Here is a 20,917-nt window from a genome sequence, read left to right on the forward strand (position 1 = left end):
TTCAAAATTAGTGGCGGCCGAAAACGGGACGTTTACGGTCAAAAGTCCATCCAGGAATCAGATACTGCATTGGGCCTGCGTCATTACGCGCGCCGCCGGGCAGTCTCTTGTAGGCTTCATGAGCCTTGTTAACCTGATCCCAGTCCAGCTCTACGCCCAGTCCAGGCGCGTCAGGAACAGCAATTTTCCCGTTCTTAATCTCCAGCGGATTTTTGGTCAGACGGCAATCGCCCTCCTGCCAGATCCAGTGGGTGTCGATAGCCGTCGGGTTGCCCGGCGCAGCGGCGCCAACGTGGGTGAACATCGCCAGCGAAATATCAAAATGATTGTTAGAGTGGCAGCCCCAGGTCAGTCCCCAGTCATCGCATAACTGTGCCACGCGTACCGCGCCGGAAAGGGTCCAGAAGTGCGGATCGGCCAGCGGAATATCTACTGAGTTCAGCATCACCGCATGGCCCATTTCACGCCAGTTGGTGGCTATCATGTTGGTTGCTACCGGTAGACCGGTTGCACGGCGGAACTCGGCCATCACTTCGCGGCCAGAAAAACCCTGTTCAGCGCCGCATGGATCTTCGGCGTAGGTCAGAACATCGTTCAGCCCTTTACACAGGGAGATGGCTTCATCCAGCAACCAGGCACCGTTGGGATCAACCGTAATACGCGCATCCGGGAAGCATTTTTTCAGCGCACGAACGGTGTCGATTTCCTGCTCGCCAGGCAGTACACCACCTTTGAGTTTGAAATCTTTAAAGCCGTAGCGATCCTGCGAAGCCTGAGCCAGACGTACCACCGCCTCACTGTTCATCGCTTGCTGGTGACGCAGGTGATACCACTCATGGTTTCCCGGCGTGCTTTCCAGATACGGTAACTCGGTCTTTGTGCGATCGCCCACGTAGAACAGATAGCCGAGTACGGTGACCGCATCGCGCTGCTTGCCCGGCCCTAACAGTTCACAAACCGGCACGTTCAGCGCCTTACCCAGCAGGTCGAGCAGCGCCGCTTCCAGCGCCGCTACCGCATTGACCCGCAGTTCAAAGGTCCAGGCGCCTTTGCCGAAGGTGTCAAAATCAGCGGCCTGGTTGCCTTTATGCACCTGCTGTACCACCTTATTCAGGCGCGCAACTTCCTGACCCAATACCATCGGGATAGCGTCAACCAGCGTCTGATAAATCACTTCGCCGCCCGGCGCTTCACCGACGCCGGTATTGCCGGCGTTATCGGTGAGCACCACGATATTACGAGTAAAGTATGCGTTATGCGCCCCACCAATATTGAGCAGCATGCTGTCATGACCGGCCACCGGGATGACCTTCATATCGGTAATAACGGGACTCGATTGTGTTGTCATCATCATTGTCCTGCGACAGGTTTCAGTTCGATACGTTTAATATCGCCCACCAGTACCAGATAGCTCACCACCGCAATCAACGCATGCACCCCGACGTAAATCAACGCGCCGTTAAACGAGCCGGTGGTCCCTACGATGTAGCCGATAGCAATTGGCGTGACGATGCCGGATATGTTGCCAAACATGTTGAACAAACCGCCGCTCAGACCGCTGATCTCTTTAGGTGCAGTATCAGCCATCACCGCCCATCCCAACGCACCGATACCTTTGCCGAAGAAGGCCAGCGCCATAAAGCCGATGATCATCCACTCCACGTTGACGTAGTTACAGAACACCATCACCATCGACAGCAGCATGCCGAGTACGATTGGCGTTTTACGGGCGATATTTAGCGAACCGGTACGGCGCATCAGCCAGTCGGAAATAATGCCGCCAAGCACGCCGCCGGCGAATCCGCAAATGGCCGGGACCGAAGCGACAAAACCTGCTTTCAAAATCGACATACCGCGAGCCTGCACCAGATAAACCGGGAACCAGGTGATAAAGAAGTAGGTCAGCGCGTTAATGCAGTATTGCCCGATGTAAATACCGATCATCATCCGTGAGCCCAGCAGCTGTTTGATTTGCCCCCACTTCACGCTGAACGGCACTTTAGCTTTGGCGGCCGCCTGATCCATATTGATCAGCGCCCCGCCTTCAGCAATGTACTCCAGCTCTTTTTGGTTTACGCCCGGGTGCTGGTTTGGTTCATGAATCACCTTCAGCCAGATAAAGCTGATAACAATCCCGAGGCCGCCCATAAAGAAGAACACATGCGACCAGCCCACTTCGTGGGTCAGCCACCCCATGATTGGCGCAAAAATAACGGTGGCAAAGTACTGCGCAGAGTTAAAGATTGCGACCGCCGTGCCCCTCTCCTGTGCCGGGAACCATGCCGCAACTATACGACTATTGCCGGGGAAGGAAGGTGCTTCAGCTAAACCGACAAGGAATCGCAACGTAAACAGCGCAACGATAATGCCGAAGCCGCTAAAGATATCGACGAAGCCCTGCAGCAGGGTAAACATGGACCAGATAAAGATGGACCAGAAATAAACACGTTTTGAACCGAAGCGGTCAAGCAACCAGCCGCCAGGGATCTGGCCGATAACATAGGCCCATGAGAAAGCGGAGAATACATAACCCATCCCTACCGCATCCAGACCAATATCTTTGGCCATCTCCGAACCGGCAATGGATAAGGTGGCGCGATCGCCGTAGTTGAAGGATGTGACGATAAACAACATCACCACTATCCAGTAGCGAGCGTTAGTGCGTTTTTCAGCGCTGCTCGCCGCCTGACTTAATGAACTCATTGTTGCACTCCTGAATCTTGGCTTTCGCCAGTTCATTCTGTACAGCACCTGTAGGGTGATCAGAATGAGAGGTTAGTGTGTGGCAGTTTTGGTACAGCTCAGGGCCGTTTTATTCTGACTCGCTGCCTTTTCGGGAACTGACGGGAAAAGTATATGAAGGAGTGGCTCTTACCCTCACCGTGCATGAACACAACATTCGGGAGGCAGTAAGAAGTTGTTTGGGGCATAAGCCCAAAGCAGTGGAAGTTAGTTCACGTAATTGGGGTTTTATTGCCGGGTGGCGGCTTCGCCTGACCCGGCCTACGGTTCAAATGGGGGTTGTATGCCCGTACGGGCGAGAGATTATTTGAGCAAGGTTCCCCAGTTTTCTACCCAAGGGTTGGATTCGCTTTCCGGTTCAGGATGTTCGCTGGCGTCAATCAGCAACATTTCACCCACGCGCTGTGCGCTTTGCTCCTGCAACAGCGCATCAAACTGTTTGCCACCATTGCAGAAATTAACGTAGCTGCTGTCGCCCAGCGCAATGACTCCGTAATGCAGATTTGGCTGGAAACCGAGATTATCTTTGATCCCCTGAAACAGCGGCACAATGCTATCGGGCAGATCGCCCTGCCCGGTCGTTGAGGTCACCACCAGCACATATTTATCCTGATATACCTGCCAGTCGCTAAGCTCAGGATCTTCAAACACCGTGGCTTTATGACCCTGTGCCGTCAAAATGGCCTCGGCCTCTTCGGCAACCAGCAGCGCGTTTCCGTACATTGTGCCGACAAAAATTCCAATTTCCGCCATAACCGTAATCTCCTGGGACTTAAGAATCTATCTGCTCATCCTGACCTGACCGCTCGACGAACTCAACCCTTTCATTCTCAGGGAGAAGTCCACGCCAGCCAAATTGTGACAATGCCTGCATCCAGACGTCATCCAGCCCGGCGCGAATAACCAGAGGCTCACCGGTGAACGGATGCGTCAGCGCAAGCTGGCTGGCATGCAGCATTAATCGCTGACAACCGAAATGCTCTGCGGCGCTGCGGTTTTGCCGTAAATCACCGTGCTTGCTGTCGCCAATTATCGGATGGCGTAAGTGGGCCAGATGGCGCCTGAGCTGGTGCTTGCGACCGGTTTTAGGATCCAGCTCCACCAGTCCATAACGGGTGGTCGGATAACGCCCGGTCGCTACCGGCATTTCTACCGTTGCCAGGCCGCGATAATGGGTGACGGCAGGCTGCGGGCCTTTATCATCGCGGGCAAACTTATCGGCAATCTTATCCAGCTCTTCGACCAACGGGTAATCCAGCACGGCATCATCCATCAGCCAGCCACGCACAATCGCATGATAGCGTTTCTGAATTTGATGATGTTCAAACTGCTGAGACAACAAACGCCCGGCTTCGCTGGACAGTCCCATCAGCAGCACACCGGAGGTTGGTCTGTCGAGTCGATGGGCGGTAAAAACGTGCTGACCAATTTGGTCTCGCACCGTTTGCATCACCACCACTTTCTCATCCCGGTCGAGCCAACTGCGGTGAACCAACCAGCCCGAAGGTTTATTGACTGCAACCAGCCATTCGTCCTGATAAAGAATTTCCAGCATCAGGCGTTATCACTGGTAAACAGCGCATCCAGCTCCTGCAATGCCGCCAGGAGAATGTCGCGTTGCGGATGATCGGCTGCCAGCGCCATTTCGTAATACGGTGCAACGGCAAAAGCCTGCGGAAGCGGCTGCGCGTTATCGAGTAGCGTATGCATGCGGGGAATCAACACCCACTGCAGCCACTCAACCGGCTCCATGGTATCCATACAAAAAGGCTGCGTACTGGTAAACAGATGCTCTGCTGGCTCATCCATCCGCCAGTGATTATGTTCACGCAGTAGCGCTTCAAGTGCGTGTAACTGCTGGCGCACACGGTCATGAGTCGTCATGAAATAAACCTCAATGATGAAAAATCTGGCGCGAAGAATAGCACTAGTGGAGGGAAATAAAAAAAGGGAGCACTGTAAAAAAACAGTGCTCCCGGTTCGTTTCGCAGCATTCCAGCTACTTTTAGTGCTCCCTGCTCATCCGTGACAACTTTTCCTGTGGTCTTGCGACCTTGTTCATCCTGAACTTTTGCATCCTGCTCACATCACCCCGATGTGAAAACTTCATCCTGAAGTATCCTGGCCATCCTGACCCGCCGAACATCCTGACCGGCTCTCATTCTCCGTCCTGGAGGTGTCCTTTAACGCATCCAGCGTCTTCCTCTTTGCTTCGTCCTGAAGCCTGTCCTTGCAACACCGTCCTGGTGTATCCAGGTGAAGAGCCATCATCCTGATGTTCTCTTCGTTGTGCGACTCCTTGTCGACAGATATAGAATCGCCTGTTTCGCTTTGTCTTACAAGATGCTTACAGGCTTACCCTTACGATTATTTTCGTATGAAAGTTGACAATAAAAGACTAACCAATTGAATAATAATAAATTATTATTTTATTAATTCATTAAGTCTTTACTTATCACCTGGCAATGTCCTACAGGGTTTGTAAGAGATCTCTCACAAGATTCAGGGCAAACAGGATTACAGAACTGGCTTAAGTTGAGTGAGGAATTCCGCAAGTGAGGCCGCCAGCACCGTTCGTTTACGGGTTCCCAGCGTTTCTTTGCACACTTCACCGGACAGATTGCACACCGAAATGACGTCAAGCTCATTATCTTGTGTGGCAATAAAAAGCGTAGGCGAAAGCTTAAGTCGCTTTTGCGTAACCAAGTGACCAATCAGGTTTTCCTGAACGCGCCTGAAGTCATCTTCACTCCAGGTCTGCAGCAGCGTCAGCTTTTCATCCGCAAACTGCGCGTGCATATCCCCGGCAAACTGGGTGGTGTAAAAAGCGTGAGCGGCAGGTTGTACCACAATATCAAAGGCCCGTTCAACCGCATTGAGGTTTTTTTCGCCGACAAAAGGTTGAGGCTGCCAAAATACCGCATCGTCTGTGGAAGAAATGATGCACGGAGAAGGTACGCCATACAGCTCTTCACTGAGTGGCCAACTGTTGTTTTTTTCATGCCATGCGTCGCAATAACGCGTCGTAAAGGCTACCAACGCCTGCGCTGTCAATTCGTCCACTGATTTCTCTCTTCACAAAAGCCAGGATACACTTGTCGCATAGTGTATCTGGTTTATGACGGTGAAACATGTCCTCTTATGAAAATCATCAGGCGCTTGACGGCCTGACTCTAGGTAAATCAACGGATTACCGAGACAATTACGATGCAAGTCTGTTGCAGGGCGTTCCGCGCAGCCTAAACCGCGATCCGCTGGATTTAAAGGCCGATACCCTGCCTTTTCACGGTGCAGATATCTGGACGCTGTATGAACTGTCGTGGCTGAATACCAACGGCTTACCCCAGGTCGCAGTCGGTCACGTGGAACTGGATTACACCAGCGTAAATCTGATTGAATCGAAAAGCTTTAAGCTTTACCTGAACAGTTTTAATCAGACGCGTTTTGATTCCTGGGATGCGGTACGTCAGACACTGGAAAACGATCTTCGCGCCTGCGCTCAGGGCGATGTCAGCGTGGCGCTGTACCGCCTTGACGAACTGGAAGGGCAGCCGATAGCCCACTTTAACGGCACCTGTATCGACAATCAGGATATCGTCATCGATAACTACCAGTTCAGCACTGCGTATCTGGAAAATGCCGTGAGCGGTGAAAAGGCAGTGGAAGAGACACTGGTCAGCCATCTACTGAAATCCAACTGTCTGATTACCCATCAGCCCGACTGGGGCTCCATACAAATTCAGTATCGCGGACGGAAAATCGACAGAGAGAAGCTGCTGCGTTACCTGGTCTCCTTCCGCCACCATAATGAGTTTCACGAGCAGTGTGTGGAACGCATTTTCAATGACATTCTGCGCTTCTGCCAGCCGGAGAAACTGAGCGTTTACGCACGCTACACGCGACGTGGTGGCCTGGACATTAACCCATGGCGCACCAACACCGATTTCACTCCGGCAACCGGTCGTCTGGTGCGTCAGTAATCTTTTTTCTCAATTTTGCGTGTCGGATTCCGCGCACAAGGTTGTGAAAGGTCATAAGCCAGGGCTATTGTAATCACAGGGAATGACGTGTTGCGTCCCATAAGGAGTTTACTTGATTACACATATTAGCCCGCTTGGCTCAATGGACATGTTGTCGCAGCTGGAAGTCGATATGCTTAAACGCACGGCCAGCAGCGACCTGTATCAACTGTTTCGTAACTGTTCGCTTGCCGTTCTGAACTCCGGCAGTTTGACCGACAACAGTAAAGAACTGCTGTCACGCTTTGAAAGTTTCGATATTAACGTACTGCGCCGCGAACGGGGCGTGAAGCTGGAACTGATCAACCCACCTGAAGATGCGTTTGTTGATGGACGCATTATTCGTGCGCTACAGGCTAACCTGTTTGCCGTGCTGCGCGACATTCTGTTCGTCAATGGCCAGATCCATAACGCCGGTCGTTTTCAGCATCTGGATCTCGAAAGCTCGGTCCATATCACCAACCTCGTATTCTCGATCCTGCGTAATGCCCGGGCGCTGCACGTCGGTGAAGCGCCGAACATGGTCGTCTGCTGGGGCGGTCACTCAATCAACGAAAATGAGTACCTGTACGCCCGTCGCGTCGGCACCCAGTTGGGCTTGCGCGAACTGAACATCTGTACCGGCTGCGGTCCAGGGGCGATGGAAGCGCCAATGAAAGGCGCTGCGGTAGGCCACGCCCAGCAGCGATACAAAGACAGCCGCTTTATTGGCATGACCGAACCTTCAATCATCGCCGCTGAACCGCCTAACCCGCTGGTAAACGAACTGATCATCATGCCGGACATTGAAAAACGTCTTGAAGCGTTCGTGCGTATCGCCCACGGTATTATCATCTTCCCGGGTGGCGTAGGGACCGCAGAAGAGCTGCTCTATCTGCTGGGGATCCTGATGAATCCGGCCAACAAAGATCAGGTACTACCGCTGATCCTGACCGGACCAAAAGAGAGTGCGGATTACTTCCGCGTGCTGGACGAATTTATCGTGCACACGCTGGGGGAAGATGCGCGTCGCCACTATCGCATTATCATTGACGATGCGGCAGAAGTGGCGCGTCTGATGAAAAAAGCGATGCCTCTGGTGAAAGAAAACCGTCGCGACACAGGTGATGCTTACAGCTTTAACTGGTCGATTCGTATCGCGCCCGATCTGCAAATGCCGTTCGAACCGTCCCATGAAAACATGGCCAACCTGAAGCTGTACCCGGATCAACCCGTTGAAGTATTGGCCGCCGATTTACGTCGCGCATTCTCCGGTATTGTGGCAGGTAACGTGAAGGAAGTCGGCATCCGCGCTATTGAAGAGTTTGGCCCGTACAAAATCCACGGTGACCGCGAAATGATGCGCCGTATGGACGATCTCCTGCAGGGCTTTGTTGCACAACATCGTATGAAGTTACCGGGCACTGCGTATATCCCTTGTTACGAGATCTGCGCCTAACCTTCTACACCCGCTAGCAGTACTATAGCGGTGACAGTTTTGTCCATACCAAAGCCGGATTTGGCGCATTTGCCTCCCGGCTTTTTTTAGTGATACCAGTCACATAGCTCTGACAATCACATAAATACCAGTGATGATTCATTAAAAACAGCGCACCACGCAAACGATTACCTTGAAAACCCAACCGTGATTTATCTTAGTAAATTATTATTAGTCGCCGAAATCATCTAAAAACAACAGTTTTTACAGCTGAACACGCCTATCTTCGCGCCTTCGCTTTCATGAGATATGTCGTTAATGTTAGCCTTCGCGCCCGTAAATTCGCTTTGACTATTTTTTAACAGATTAATGGCCCAAATTTATCCACATAAAAGGTGGATTATTGCATTTGGGATCCCGATCACTGATACATTCATTACTAAAATGTATCTTTCCGCCCGAAAATTATTACGGCGAAAAATTATATAAAAATCGCTCAACGAATTTCGATTTACAGCCGGGTACTTTCTCATTGGATTGACCTCAAACCCGGCTTTTTAAGCTTCCTCCAGGAGAAATAGATGGAAAACACTCAAACCAGCACTATCGTTACGGGCCAGACCCGCAGCGCATGGCGCAAGACAGACACCATGTGGATGCTGGGCCTTTACGGCACGGCGATTGGCGCGGGTGTATTGTTCCTGCCGATCAACGCAGGCGTAGGCGGTATGATCCCGCTGATCATCATGGCGATCCTTGCCTTCCCAATGACCTTCTTTGCACACCGCGGTCTGACTCGCTTTGTGCTGTCCGGTAAAAATCCGGGTGAAGACATCACCGAAGTTGTAGAAGAACACTTCGGCGTTGGCGCAGGTAAACTGATTACCCTGCTCTACTTCTTCGCTATCTACCCGATTCTGTTGGTTTACAGCGTAGCAATCACCAATACCGTTGAAAGCTTCCTGACCCATCAGCTGGCGATTACTCCTCCGCCGCGTGCAATCCTGTCTCTGATCCTGATTGTCGGCATGATGACCATCGTGCGCTTCGGTGAGCAGATGATCGTTAAGGCGATGAGCATCCTGGTATTCCCGTTCGTTGCGGCTCTGATGCTGCTGGCGCTGTATCTGATCCCTCAGTGGAGTGGTGCGATTCTGGAAACCATGTCTTTTGACTCTGCGGCAACCACCGGGAACGGCCTGCTGTTGACCCTGTGGCTGGCGATTCCGGTAATGGTGTTCTCCTTCAACCACTCCCCGATCATCTCCTCCTTCGCCGTGGCGAAGCGTGAAGAGTACGGTGATGAAGCTGAGAAGAAATGCTCCAAGATTCTGGCATTCGCTCACATCATGATGGTACTGACCGTTATGTTCTTCGTCTTCAGCTGTGTATTCAGCCTGACCCCGGCGGACCTGGCAGCAGCAAAAGAGCAGAACATCTCGATTCTGTCTTACCTGGCGAACCACTTTAACGCGCCGATTATTGCCTGGATGGCACCGATCATCGCGATTATCGCTATCACCAAATCCTTCCTCGGCCACTACCTGGGCGCACGTGAAGGCTTCAACGGGATGGTGATTAAGTCTCTGCGCGGCAAAGGCAAATCCATCGAAATCAACAAACTGAACAAAATCACTGCACTGTTCATGCTGGTAACCACCTGGATTGTGGCGACGCTGAACCCGAGCATCCTCGGTATGATTGAGACCCTGGGTGGCCCAATCATCGCGATGATTCTGTTCCTGATGCCGATGTATGCCATCCAGAAAGTTCCGGCAATGCGTAAGTACAGCGGCCATATCAGCAACGTCTTCGTTGTGATTATGGGCCTGATCGCTATCTCCGCTATTTTCTACTCTCTGTTCAGTTAATTCCCCTGCGCCGCTCTTCGGGGCGGCGCATCTCGATACACAATGGACGCCTCATGATTAGCGTATTCGATATTTTCAAAATCGGCATTGGCCCTTCCAGCTCCCACACTGTTGGCCCGATGAAAGCAGGCAAACAATTCACGGATGACCTGATTGCACGCGGAATTCTCACTGACGTAACCCGCGTAGTGGTTGATGTCTATGGCTCTTTATCTCTGACGGGAAAAGGTCACCATACCGACATCGCGATTATTATGGGCCTGGCGGGTAATCTGCCGGATACCGTAGACATTGATGCCATCCCTTCATTTATCCAGGATGTGAATACTCATGGGCGTTTGCTGCTGGCAGGCGGTCAACATGAGGTCGAGTTCCCGGTCGACAAGTGCATGAATTTCCATGCGGACAATCTGTCCCTGCACGAAAACGGAATGCGTATTACCGCACTGGCAGGCGAAAAAGCCATTTACAGCCAGACTTACTATTCCATTGGCGGTGGTTTCATCGTTGATGAAGAACATTTTGGTTTACCGAATAACTCTCCGGTAAACGTGCCGTATCCGTATAAATCCGCAGCTGATTTGCAACGTCATTGCCAGGAAACCGGCCTGTCACTTTCCGGTCTGATGATGCAAAACGAACTGGCCCTACACAGCAAAGAAGAGCTGGAACAGCACTTTGCTAACGTCTGGGAAGTGATGCGTAGCGGGATTGAGCGCGGCATCACCACCGAAGGTGTATTGCCGGGCAAACTGCGCGTCCCGCGTCGTGCTGCTGCGCTGCGTCGCATGCTGGTCAGCAGCGACAAAACCACCACTGACCCGATGGCGGTTGTTGACTGGATCAACATGTTCGCGCTGGCCGTGAACGAAGAAAACGCAGCAGGTGGACGTGTAGTTACCGCGCCAACCAACGGTGCATGCGGGATTGTTCCTGCCGTACTGGCGTATTACGACAAGTTTATCCGTGAAGTGAACGCTAACTCGCTGGCACGCTACATGCTGGTCGCGAGCGCCATTGGTTCACTGTATAAGATGAACGCCTCTATCTCTGGTGCCGAAGTCGGCTGTCAGGGTGAAGTTGGCGTGGCCTGCTCCATGGCAGCGGCTGGTCTGGCTGAACTGCTGGGTGGTAGTCCAATGCAGGTGTGCATCGCGGCAGAAATCGGTATGGAACATAACCTGGGTCTGACCTGCGATCCGGTTGCCGGCCAGGTACAGGTACCGTGCATTGAGCGTAACGCGATCGCGTCCGTGAAAGCGGTGAACGCCGCACGTATGGCGCTGCGCCGTACCAGTGAGCCACGCGTGTGCCTCGATAAAGTTATCGAGACCATGTACGAAACCGGTAAAGACATGAATGCCAAATACCGCGAAACATCTCGCGGCGGTTTGGCAATGAAAATTGTCACCTGCGATTAAGTCCCACCCCATTGCCGGATGGCGCAAGCTTATCCGGCCTACAGTGCCGTATTCATTTGTAGGCCGGATAAGGCTTCAGCCGCTATCCGGCAAAATGTTGTATCAGATCTTCGCCTCCACTCGCCGTGAATGTTACCCTACAGACTGATTTGTTAGGGAGAACACCGTGGCCGTCCATCTGCTCATTGTCGATGCACTGAATCTTATCCGCCGAATTCACGCCGTACAGGGCTCCCCCTGCGTGGAGACGTGCCAGCACGCGCTCGATCAGTTGATTGTGCACAGTCAGCCCACACACGCCGTGGCGGTATTTGATGACGAAGCGCGCAACAGCGGCTGGCGTCACCAACGCTTACCTGACTACAAAGCCGGTCGCCCGCCAATGCCTGACGATTTACACAAGGAAATGCCCGCCTTACGCGCCGCTTTTGAACAGCGCGGTGTCTGCTGCTGGGAATCCAGCGGGAATGAAGCCGATGATTTAGCCGCAACTCTGGCGGTGAAAGTTAGCCAGGCCGGACATCAGGCAACCATCGTCTCAACCGATAAAGGCTATTGTCAGCTACTCTCCCCAACACTGCGTATTCGCGATTATTTCCAGAAACGCTGGCTGGATGCGCCGTTTATCGAGAAAGAGTTCGGCGTACTGCCGCAACAGTTGCCTGATTACTGGGGACTGGCAGGGATCAGCAGTTCTAAGATACCTGGGGTTGCCGGTATTGGTCCTAAAAGCGCCACACAATTGTTGACGCAGTTTCCAACGCTGGAAGCACTGTATGAACATCTGGATGACGTACCGGAGAAATGGCGCAAGAAACTCGAAGAACATCGGGAAATGGCGTTTTTGTGCCGCGATATCGCGCGGCTGCAAACGGACTTACATATCGACGGAAACCTACAGCAGCTACGGCTGGCACGGTAGTCTTATTTTCGGATGGCGCTGCGCTTATCCGGCCTACTTAACGTATAACCCTGTAGGCCAGATAAACGCCAGGTGATTACCAGGCAGTATGGTACAGCTCGACGATATCCCCAAGGCTCGCTTCACGCGGATTTCCCCCGGTACAAACATCGTCAAATGCGGCTTGCGCCAATGCAGGAATATCCTCTTTACGGACGCCAACATCGCGTAAATGCAGGGGGATCCCTACATCGCGGTTAAGGGCGAAGACGGCATCCACTGCCGCTTTACGTGCTTGCGCCAATGTCAGCCCTTCAACCTTAACCCCCATTACCCGGGCGATATCGCGGAATTTTTCCCCAGTGAATTCGGCGTTATAGTGCATCACGTGCGGCAGCAAAATAGCATTCGCTACGCCATGCGGCGTGTTATAAAACGCGCCTAACGGGTGTGCCATGCCATGCACTAATCCCAGACCTACGTTGGAAAAGCCCATCCCGGCTACGTATTGGCCCAGCGCCATCGCTTCACCCGCCTGGCTGTCACCCGTAACGGAACCGCGTAATGACCCGGCAATAATTTCGATGGCTTTAATGTGCAGCGCATCGGTAAGCGCCCACGCTGCCCGGGTGATGTAACCTTCAATGGCATGAGTCAGTGCATCTACCCCAGTAGCCGCTTTTAACGCAGCAGGCATGCCGTCCATCATATCAGCATCGATGAACGCCACCTGCGGGATGTCATGTGGATCGACACAAACAAACTTGCGCCGATTTTCTTCGTCGGTGATCACGTAGTTAATGGTCACTTCCGCCGCCGTTCCCGCGGTGGTTGGGATAGCCATAACCGGCACACTTGGGTTGCGTGTCGGCGATAACCCTTCAAGGCTGCGTACATCAGCAAACTCAGGATTATTATTGATAATGCCAATCGCTTTACAGGTATCCTGCGGGGAGCCTCCGCCGATTGCTATCAGATAGTCTGCGCCGCTTTGCTGAAAGACACTCAATCCTTCCTGCACTACCGCAATGGTTGGATTAGGAATAACGCCTGAATAGATTTCCCATGCCAGACCTGCAGCATCCATTCGGGAAGTCACTTTCTCAACAACGCCGCACTGCACCAGATTTTTATCAGTTACAATCAACGCCTTGCGATAACCGCGACGAATAACTTCATCGGTTAATGCGCCAACAGCCCCCCGGCCAAACCATGCCGTTTCATTCAGAATCATTCTGTTCGCCATTGTATTTCTCCTTTTCGCTATGCGAAATTACTCTTCAATGCGTAATCCGTAAGATTTGAATTTCTCCAGCACAATAGCGATCTCCTCGTCATCCAGCACCGGCACCGGGTCAACAATCGCCAGCGTGCTCAGGTACAGACGGGCCAGAACTTCCACTTCATGCGCCAACCACAGTGCTTTTTCCAAATTCGCTTCGCAAGCAATCAACCCATGGTGCTGTAAAAGCGTTGCCTTACGGTTTTTCAGGGCGACGCTCACATGCTCTGACAGCTCTCGTGTACCAAACGTCGCATAAGGCGCACACGGAATAGAGTTCCCCCCCGCCGCTGCAATCATGTAGTGAATTGCCGGGATAGGGCGATTAAGAATTGAAACGGCCGTGCAGTGTACGGCATGGTTATGGACAACCGCATTGGCATCCGGACGCGTCTGGTATGCCGCCAGGTGAAAACGCCATTCACTGGAGGGTAATTGTCCTTTATCATATTTCCCGTCGTTATCTACATACACGATCATGTTTTCAGTAAGTCTTTCGTAAGGAATACCGCTGGGCGTGATCAGCATCCCGTTTTCATAACGCGCACTCACATTTCCCGCCGTCCCCTGATTCAATCCAAGGCTGGTCATTTCCAGACAGGTTTCAATGATTTCTCGCGACAAACGCATTCTTTCCATAATGATTCTCCGGGTACAGTTTCCCCTCGTCTTTATTGCGAAAAATGCAGCCGCAGAATAAGACGGGTCAGGTTTTAGGTACAGGCAGCCACTGAACGTATTTATTCAGATTCAGTTGGCCGATTTATTTATAGCGAAATATTAAGGTTGTCTTACGCGCTTAATAAGTTTCATCTCAACTTTTACAGTTTCTTTAATTGGGTGATCATCAATAGCACTCATCATCATATCGAATGCTTTTTCCGCCCAGACATTTTCATCCTGTTGCATTGACCAGACATTATTGGCGAGGAATCCCAGCATTGGGTGTTCATCGAATGTCCCAATATTAATTTCCGGTGGAATTGTGCCCAAACGATTACGAATAGCGTTAATGGCCCCCTCCAGTACCGGTAATGATGAGGCGATAAACGCCTGCGGACAGCCCTGTTCGCCGATCAACTCATCCATCAGTCGATAACCACCTTCAGGTGTGTTGTCCGGACCTTCGCGCACCCAATCTCTATGTGAAATACCATTATTGTTCAATGCATTAAGATAACCTTGCAAACGATCACCAATGCTGGGTAATCCGGTATCCCCCACTAAAAACCAGATTGGCGACTTTCCAGCGTCAAACAGACTCTGCGTCAATTTCTCGCCGCCCAAGATGTTATGACTTTCTACCAGTGCGTTATCGGTATACTTAAAATCACGGTCAAGTAACACCATCGGTTTTCTGACCTGACGTAAATGGTGTTGCTGATTCTCTAACGTTGAGGGGACAATAAAAAGGCCATCGACATTACGGGCGATTAACGCTTTGGTCAGTTTATTTTCGTAATCAACATCGTCATAGGTACAGCTGATCGTTAACTGATAACCTGAACGACGACAGCGTTGCTCAAGTTTTTCTGCGAGTGTGGCAAAAAAGACGTTGGAAATATTGGGTACAATCAATCCCAAAGTATCCGTTTTATTTAATTTCAGGCTACGTGCTGAATGGTTAATGACGTAACCATAGCGCTCGACATATTCATTAATACGCGTTTGGGTTTTGACACTGATTCGATATTGCTCTGCTTTCCCGTTCAGCACCAGTCGTACGGTCGTAACCGATAAATTCAGATCGCTGGCTATCTGTTCTACTGTTTTAGCCATCTATATGCCCCAGTCCACATCCAAAAACGTCAATCTACAATCATAAAAGTATTTTAAACTTTTGTCTTACTGCATAAGTTGGTTAATCGCCTGCTGCTGATCCCACAGCATCAGATAAGCCTGGTATTTGCGATCATAGAAGTTCCGCCGCGCCGGGTTCGCCTTAATCACCTCGCCCGATCGAACCATCGCCCGGCATGCGGACGGTATAGTTGCCCACGCGCCGCATGCTACCGCGCCAGTGATAGCCGCACCTAACGTCACCGCATCCTCTTCCTGCATAAGATGAATATCGCATCCGGTAGCATCGGCATATTCTCTCATCCACAGTGGGTTATGCGTTGCGCCGCCGCACAGCGTCAGTCGGGAAATGGTGTGACCGTTTTCACGCATCACTTCCATAATATGCCGCGTACCGCAGGCGATCGCCTGTAATGTCGCCAGGTACAGGCGAGCTACCTGCATCTCGCCTCGTTCCAGCGTCAAACCACAGATGCTGCCTCGAGCATCGGGCCGTGCGCGCGGCGAACGATTACCGTGGTGATCGGCAAGCACATGCAGATAACGACCAGGCTCAGACTCCTGCTCCTCAAGTGCGGCAACCCATTCATTAACTAAAACAATGGGATGGCAGCCCCGGGCCTCAGCTTTGTGAAACAGCTCAGCACTGGCTCCTGATTCCTGAAGCGTCCAGTCGACTAACGCCCCAGCAGCACTCTGCCCCCCTTCCGTCAGCCAGTAGCCTGGCAGCATGGCTGACCAATAAGGCCCCCAAACACCTGGCGTATGAATTTCCTGCTCGCTGCACAGCATATGGCAATTTGACGTTCCGCTAATCAGCGCCAACGTCCCCTCAGGCTCAACCCCGGCAAGCGCAACTCCGCCAGCATGGGCATCAATCATACCGCTGGCGACGACCACTGCAGTCGTCAGCCCCAGCGCCTGGGCCGAATCGCTGCTAAGCGTTCCAACGCCAGCGCCTGGCGGAAGAATACGCGACGGGATTTTGCCCAACAAATCCGTTAATCCAACGGCGTCGAGCAGGGAGTGGCTGAAGCGTTGTTCATGTGCCAGATAGTTCCATTTACAGGTCAGCGTGCACAGTCCTGCAACATCATTAGCGGTAGCTTTAGAGACCAGAAAGTCCGCCAGATCGTAGAAGCGATGTGCGCTCTCCCAGGTGGCTGGAAAATGTTTTTTCAGCCATAGCACTTTGGGAAGCTCCATTTCGACGCTGACTTCACCGCCAACGTAGCGTAGAGACGGATCCTGCGTGGCGTTAATACGCTGCGTCTCCTGCGACGCACGATGATCCATCCACATGATGATGTTATGGTCTGACGGTTCGCCTGGTGAAACCGCCAGGCCCCGCCCCTGTTCATCCAGTACCACCAATGAACAGGTGGCATCAAATCCCAATGAGCGAATATCCTCAATACAAACCCCGGATGACGACACCGCCTCCTTCACTGCCTGGCAAACCTGCTGCCAGATTTCTGCAGATGACTGCTCAACCCGCTCAGGACCGGGTCGAAACTGCAAGATGGGGCGTGTCGCAAAAGCCAGCCGTGTGCCACTGGCATCAAAGACACCAGCCCTGACGCTGGCGGAACCGACATCCACACCGAGGAAATATCCACTGCCCATAGTAACTCCCTGACGCTGGCTAATGATGGGGCGAGTACCTCGCCCCAACGGTCTTATTTTTTACCAAATGGGTGTAACAATTTGTCAATTTCCGGGGTATCAATGTTCTTCGCACTGACAAATTTCACCGGAATATCAATTTCTTTCGGTACAGACTGACCCGATACCGCTGCATTCAGCGTCTTGATACCCTGGTAGCCAATCTGATAAGCGTCCTGCACCACAAATCCCTGAATCACTCCGGACTTCAGGAAGGCAATAATTGCCTCTGTGCTATCAAAACCAATCACTTTCACTTTGCCTTTCAGGTTCTGACTATCAATAGCGTTTGCTACGCCCAGCGTTGAACCTTCATTCGTGCCATAAATCCCTGCAATATCAGGATTGGCCTGGATCATATCGATGGTTTTATCCATCGCCTTTTGCGGATCGCCATCACTGTACTGGACCGGTAGCACCTGAATATCCGGATATTTCTCCTTCATACGGGCAATAAACCCTTCCGAACGCTCAATCGCTGAGGAGGTCCCCGCTACGTGCGCAATAATGCCAACTTTTCCTTTGCTGCCCACTTCCGCTGCCAGCGCATCTGCGGCTTCTGCACCGGCTTTACGGTTATTCGTGGCGACAAAGCTCACCGGAATATCGGAATTCACGCCGGAGTCAAACGTCACAACTTTAATGCCGCGTGAATTTGCGGTCTCAACTAATGGCGCAAGCGCATTGGCATCTAACGCTGCCAGTAATAATCCATTGGGTTTTTGCGCCATCGCGTTTTCAACCAACTGAATCTGCTCAGCAATTTGAGTTTCATCCGCCGGGCCAACATAGCTGGTTTTATCGCCCAACTCTTTTGCTGCCGCTTCCGTCCCCATTTTCACGGTTTGCCAGAATTCATGCTGGAAACCTTTACTGACCACCGGAAGGTTCATATCTTTAGCCAATACGCTGGATGTCATACAGGCCAGCAGGGATAACGCATAGACAAAATTCCTGGTTCTCATTGTTTTACTCCGTTCTGAGTGAGTCACCCTAAACGTCAGGGTTATGATGCCCCGTGACTTCCGGGAGCGTAAATCAACGAATTTTTTTGCGTAATGTATCGAGATAAACCGCGGCAATGACCACCACGCCCATGGCAACCATTTGCCAGAACTGGGAAACGCCCATCAGGTTCAGACCATTCTTCAGCACGCTCATAATGAATGCGCCGATGATCGTGCCGCCGATGGTGCCAATTCCGCCCATCAGGCTCGTACCGCCAATAACAACCGCCGCGATAGCTTCCAGCTCATACCCCACGCCGACCGTTGGTTGTCCTGAGTTCAAACGAGAAGCCAGAATCACCCCGGCAATCCCAGTCAGCAGACCACAAAAGGCGTAGACGAAAATTTTGACGCGCTGAACTTTAATACCGGAAAGATGTGCGGCTACCTCATTGCTACCCACGGCGTAAACATAGCGACCAATCACCGTTTTCTTCAGGATGTAGGCGGCAATTAACGCCACCACCACCAGGTAAAAAACGGGATAAGGCAGCACATCAAACAAACGTCCCTGGGCCAGCATTTTGAAGGTGGGGTAATCAGCGAAATAAATCGCACGACCATCGGTCATCACCATATTGATGCCTCTGACTGACATCATCAGGCCCAGCGTGGCGATAAAAGGCGGGATAGTCATTTTGGTGACCAGCAGGCCGTTGATATAGCCGCATAATCCCCCGGCCAGCACCCCCGCCAGAATACATACGGGCAGAGGCAATCCCAGCGTGGCGCTGATGCCTACCGCAACACCAGAAAAGGCCACTACCGAGCCAAGAGAAAGATCGATTCCTGAAGTGATAATGACAAAGGTAACGCCAATCGCCATGATGCCAATCACTGACGTTTGCAAGGCAATTGTCATGATGTTTTCAGTGTTAAAGAAAAATGGCGAACCAAAACTAAAAAATATTACTAAAATAATCAGACTCAAAAGCGGCGCAAGGCGCATTAAAAGTTCTTTGTTAATTTTTATTTTCTTATTATTGCTGTCTGAAGAGGTTACAGAGATAGTCATAAATTAGTCCTCTAACGTCGCGTATTGCATGATTTTTTCTTGTGTGGCGTCATCAGAAGCTAACTCCCCGGTAATACGTCCATTACGCATAACCAAAATGCGATCGCACATACCCAGCACTTCCGGTAATTCAGAGGAAATCATGATAATTGACTTCCCTTTTGCCACCAGTCGATTCATTAATTCATAAATTTCAAGTTTGGCCCCCACATCAATACCGCGAGTGGGTTCGTCAAAGATGAGAATATCGGTATCTTTACATACCCATCTGGCAATAATAATTTTCTGCTGATTACCGCCACTTAAATTCAGTGCAGCCTGCTCTAAATGTGGTGTTTTAATCCGTAGAGCTTTAACCTGTTCCTCGCTGGTTTTCTGACAACGTTTGCTGTCCACATTGCCATAGCGGTCAGAATATTCAGGATAATTGCCCAACATAATATTACGCTCAACGGACAGTCCTAATGCCAGCCCCTCTTTTTTTCTGTCCTCGGTTAAATAGCTGATACCCTGTTGGATAGCATCAGGAATATCTTTAATTACCGTCACTTTTCCGTTTAGCTTGAGGGTACCGCCATCAATGGGATCCGCGCCAAAAATCGCCCGCGCCAGCTCGGTACGCCCTGCGCCCATCAGACCGGCAAAGCCCAATATTTCGCCCTGATACAGGGTGAAATCAATGTTGTTCAGTACACCATTGCGAGTCAGACCGCTGACTTCCAACACCGGCTTACGTTGAGCCAAAGGTCCACGGCGAGGATAGATATTGCCGAGGTCCCGCCCAACCATCATGGCAATCAGGTCGCTAATTTTAACCGCATCATAATCTACAGTGGCAATAAACTGACCATCACGCATCACCGTAGCGCGATCGGCTATCAGCGCCAGTTCTTCCAGTCTGTGCGAGATATAAACAATGCCCGTTCCCTGTTCTTTCAGCAAACGGGTCACCTGAAATAAGCTGTCGATTTCCGTTTCCGTCAGTGCCGCCGTCGGTTCATCCATAATAAGGATCTTAGCATTCACCGATATCGCTTTAGCAATCTCAACCATTTGTTGTTGCGCGACGGTCAGATCGGCCACCAGCGTTTCTGGGGAGATATTCAGGTTTAATTTTTGCAAAATATCGATAGCAGCCTGTCGCTGTTGTTTTTCATCCAGACGCCAGCGGTTATTTTTGCAAAACTCCCTGCCAATAAAAATATTTTCTTCTACCGTGAGTTCAGGGAAAAGATTAAATTCCTGGTGAATAATCGTGATACCTGCGCTTTGTGCGCTCAACGGGTTCGCAAAAGAAACAGATTGCCCTTCAAAAATAATATCTCCTTCATCAGGCTGATAAACACCGGATAAAATCTTCATCAACGTAGACTTTCCTGCGCCATTCTCACCCAGCAGCGCATGAACCTCGCCTTTGCGTAAAGCAAAATCCACATTACTCAACGCTAATACGCCGGGAAAACGTTTCGTAATATGACTCATCTGTAAAAATGTTTCAGACATTGCTGCTTTCCTCAATATACAGAAACTGCAATCAGTGAATCAGGCGAAAAAACGTTGCCAGGAAGCCATCGTCACCGTTAATGCGAATACTACTTATACGTTCATATGCGTTTCATCAATCATGCTAACTCGAGTTAGCGAAGTGCCTTTTAAAGCTATTTTAGCTACTCAAATTAGCCAAATCATTTGGTTTAAATCTGTGACGCTGAACAAACAATTTATTGCAAATACTTAATTTAAAAGAATTTATACAAAAATATGCGTTCTGGTTTAT

At 51.1% G+C, this 20,917-nt stretch carries 18 protein-coding genes; 5 read left to right on the forward strand and 13 right to left on the reverse strand.

Annotated features, from left to right (window positions below):
* Positions 1-7: 7 nt before the first annotated feature.
* The 6 genes from WC1_RS05785 to syd form a co-directional block, all read right to left on the reverse strand.
* A complete protein-coding gene (locus tag WC1_RS05785) occupies positions 8-1,348 on the reverse strand; it encodes an enolase C-terminal domain-like protein (protein ID WP_032948030.1) in 1,341 nt (446 codons plus the stop codon).
* A gap of 2 nt (positions 1,349-1,350) precedes the next feature.
* Positions 1,351-2,703 (reverse strand): galactarate/glucarate/glycerate transporter GudP, encoded by a 1,353-nt coding sequence (gene gudP / locus WC1_RS05780; protein WP_003034105.1) that lies wholly within the window; start codon positions 2,701-2,703, stop codon positions 1,351-1,353.
* 342 nt (positions 2,704-3,045) lie between these two features.
* Positions 3,046-3,495 (reverse strand): flavodoxin, encoded by a 450-nt coding sequence (locus WC1_RS05775; RefSeq protein WP_003846536.1) that lies wholly within the window; start codon positions 3,493-3,495, stop codon positions 3,046-3,048.
* A gap of 19 nt (positions 3,496-3,514) precedes the next feature.
* The gene (truC, locus tag WC1_RS05770) at positions 3,515-4,297 is read right to left on the reverse strand and encodes a tRNA pseudouridine(65) synthase TruC (protein ID WP_016150914.1); all 783 of its coding nucleotides are present in this window, start codon (positions 4,295-4,297) and stop codon (positions 3,515-3,517) included.
* Positions 4,297-4,626, reverse strand: a complete 330-nt coding sequence (locus tag WC1_RS05765) for a YqcC family protein (protein WP_003034091.1) — start codon at positions 4,624-4,626, stop codon at positions 4,297-4,299. Before WC1_RS05765 ends, truC begins: the two co-directional genes overlap by 1 nt.
* Positions 4,627-5,259: 633 nt before the next feature.
* On the reverse strand, positions 5,260-5,805 hold the full coding sequence (gene syd, locus WC1_RS05760) for a SecY-interacting protein (protein ID WP_003840362.1): 546 nt from the start codon (positions 5,803-5,805) through the stop codon (positions 5,260-5,262).
* Positions 5,806-5,873: 68 nt separating this feature from the next.
* On the opposite strand from syd, the gene queF reads away from it, so the two are divergent.
* The 5 genes from queF to xni all read left to right on the forward strand — a co-directional run bounded on the left by queF (position 5,874) and on the right by xni (position 12,392).
* Complete coding sequence (gene queF, locus WC1_RS05755; RefSeq protein WP_003034084.1) at positions 5,874-6,722, forward strand: NADPH-dependent 7-cyano-7-deazaguanine reductase QueF; 849 nt, start codon at positions 5,874-5,876, stop codon at positions 6,720-6,722.
* 112 nt (positions 6,723-6,834) lie between these two features.
* The gene (gene ppnN, locus WC1_RS05750) at positions 6,835-8,199 is read left to right on the forward strand and encodes a nucleotide 5'-monophosphate nucleosidase PpnN (protein ID WP_003034076.1); all 1,365 of its coding nucleotides are present in this window, start codon (positions 6,835-6,837) and stop codon (positions 8,197-8,199) included.
* Positions 8,200-8,759: 560 nt separating this feature from the next.
* Positions 8,760-10,049, forward strand: coding sequence for an HAAAP family serine/threonine permease (locus WC1_RS05745; protein WP_003034073.1), 1,290 nt, complete (start codon positions 8,760-8,762; stop codon positions 10,047-10,049).
* Positions 10,050-10,102: 53 nt separating this feature from the next.
* The gene (locus WC1_RS05740) at positions 10,103-11,470 is read left to right on the forward strand and encodes an L-serine ammonia-lyase (protein ID WP_003840371.1); all 1,368 of its coding nucleotides are present in this window, start codon (positions 10,103-10,105) and stop codon (positions 11,468-11,470) included.
* 166 nt (positions 11,471-11,636) lie between these two features.
* Positions 11,637-12,392, forward strand: coding sequence for a flap endonuclease Xni (gene xni / locus WC1_RS05735; protein WP_003840372.1), 756 nt, complete (start codon positions 11,637-11,639; stop codon positions 12,390-12,392).
* Positions 12,393-12,468: 76 nt separating this feature from the next.
* Here the strand turns inward: xni and fucO are convergent, their stop codons facing one another.
* From fucO to WC1_RS05700, 7 genes are all read right to left on the reverse strand, one after another.
* Positions 12,469-13,617, reverse strand: coding sequence for a lactaldehyde reductase (gene fucO, locus WC1_RS05730; protein WP_003840374.1), 1,149 nt, complete (start codon positions 13,615-13,617; stop codon positions 12,469-12,471).
* A 27-nt stretch (positions 13,618-13,644) separates the two neighbouring features.
* Complete coding sequence (gene fucA / locus WC1_RS05725; RefSeq protein ID WP_003034062.1) at positions 13,645-14,292, reverse strand: L-fuculose-phosphate aldolase; 648 nt, start codon at positions 14,290-14,292, stop codon at positions 13,645-13,647.
* Positions 14,293-14,433: 141 nt separating this feature from the next.
* Positions 14,434-15,432: a LacI family DNA-binding transcriptional regulator gene (locus WC1_RS05720; RefSeq protein WP_003034060.1), complete on the reverse strand. Its 999-nt coding sequence runs from the start codon at positions 15,430-15,432 to the stop codon at positions 14,434-14,436.
* Positions 15,433-15,498: 66 nt separating this feature from the next.
* Entirely contained in the window at positions 15,499-17,079 is a 1,581-nt protein-coding gene (locus WC1_RS05715) for an FGGY-family carbohydrate kinase (protein ID WP_003840376.1), read from the reverse strand.
* A gap of 53 nt (positions 17,080-17,132) precedes the next feature.
* Positions 17,133-18,083: an ABC transporter substrate-binding protein gene (locus WC1_RS05710; RefSeq protein WP_003034057.1), complete on the reverse strand. Its 951-nt coding sequence runs from the start codon at positions 18,081-18,083 to the stop codon at positions 17,133-17,135.
* Positions 18,084-18,156: 73 nt separating this feature from the next.
* The gene (locus WC1_RS05705) at positions 18,157-19,140 is read right to left on the reverse strand and encodes an ABC transporter permease (RefSeq protein WP_003034055.1); all 984 of its coding nucleotides are present in this window, start codon (positions 19,138-19,140) and stop codon (positions 18,157-18,159) included.
* 3 nt (positions 19,141-19,143) lie between these two features.
* Entirely contained in the window at positions 19,144-20,643 is a 1,500-nt protein-coding gene (locus tag WC1_RS05700) for a sugar ABC transporter ATP-binding protein (protein WP_003034052.1), read from the reverse strand.
* Between the last annotated feature and the right edge of the window lie 274 nt (positions 20,644-20,917).

Source organism: Citrobacter sp. KTE30 (genome assembly GCF_000398825.1).
Lineage (GTDB): Bacteria > Pseudomonadota > Gammaproteobacteria > Enterobacterales > Enterobacteriaceae > Citrobacter > Citrobacter freundii.

Bases quoted from the DNA above. Each gene is read 5' to 3' on its own strand.
- WC1_RS05720 (WP_003034060.1), bottom strand. From the start codon at position 15,432: ATGGCTAAAACAGTAGAACAGATAGCCAGCGATCTGAATTTATCGGTT.
- WC1_RS05745 (WP_003034073.1), top strand. From the start codon at position 8,760: ATGGAAAACACTCAAACCAGCACTATCGTTACGGGCCAGACCCGCAGC.
- WC1_RS05765 (WP_003034091.1), bottom strand. From the start codon at position 4,626: ATGACGACTCATGACCGTGTGCGCCAGCAGTTACACGCACTTGAAGCG.
- gudP (WP_003034105.1), bottom strand. From the start codon at position 2,703: ATGAGTTCATTAAGTCAGGCGGCGAGCAGCGCTGAAAAACGCACTAAC.
- WC1_RS05705 (WP_003034055.1), bottom strand. From the start codon at position 19,140: ATGACTATCTCTGTAACCTCTTCAGACAGCAATAATAAGAAAATAAAA.
- queF (WP_003034084.1), top strand. From the start codon at position 5,874: ATGTCCTCTTATGAAAATCATCAGGCGCTTGACGGCCTGACTCTAGGT.
- WC1_RS05775 (WP_003846536.1), bottom strand. From the start codon at position 3,495: ATGGCGGAAATTGGAATTTTTGTCGGCACAATGTACGGAAACGCGCTG.
- WC1_RS05740 (WP_003840371.1), top strand. From the start codon at position 10,103: ATGATTAGCGTATTCGATATTTTCAAAATCGGCATTGGCCCTTCCAGC.
- truC (WP_016150914.1), bottom strand. From the start codon at position 4,297: ATGCTGGAAATTCTTTATCAGGACGAATGGCTGGTTGCAGTCAATAAA.
- fucO (WP_003840374.1), bottom strand. From the start codon at position 13,617: ATGGCGAACAGAATGATTCTGAATGAAACGGCATGGTTTGGCCGGGGG.
- fucA (WP_003034062.1), bottom strand. From the start codon at position 14,292: ATGGAAAGAATGCGTTTGTCGCGAGAAATCATTGAAACCTGTCTGGAA.
- WC1_RS05715 (WP_003840376.1), bottom strand. From the start codon at position 17,079: ATGGGCAGTGGATATTTCCTCGGTGTGGATGTCGGTTCCGCCAGCGTC.
- WC1_RS05785 (WP_032948030.1), bottom strand. From the start codon at position 1,348: ATGACAACACAATCGAGTCCCGTTATTACCGATATGAAGGTCATCCCG.
- WC1_RS05700 (WP_003034052.1), bottom strand. From the start codon at position 20,643: ATGTCTGAAACATTTTTACAGATGAGTCATATTACGAAACGTTTTCCC.
- WC1_RS05710 (WP_003034057.1), bottom strand. From the start codon at position 18,083: ATGAGAACCAGGAATTTTGTCTATGCGTTATCCCTGCTGGCCTGTATG.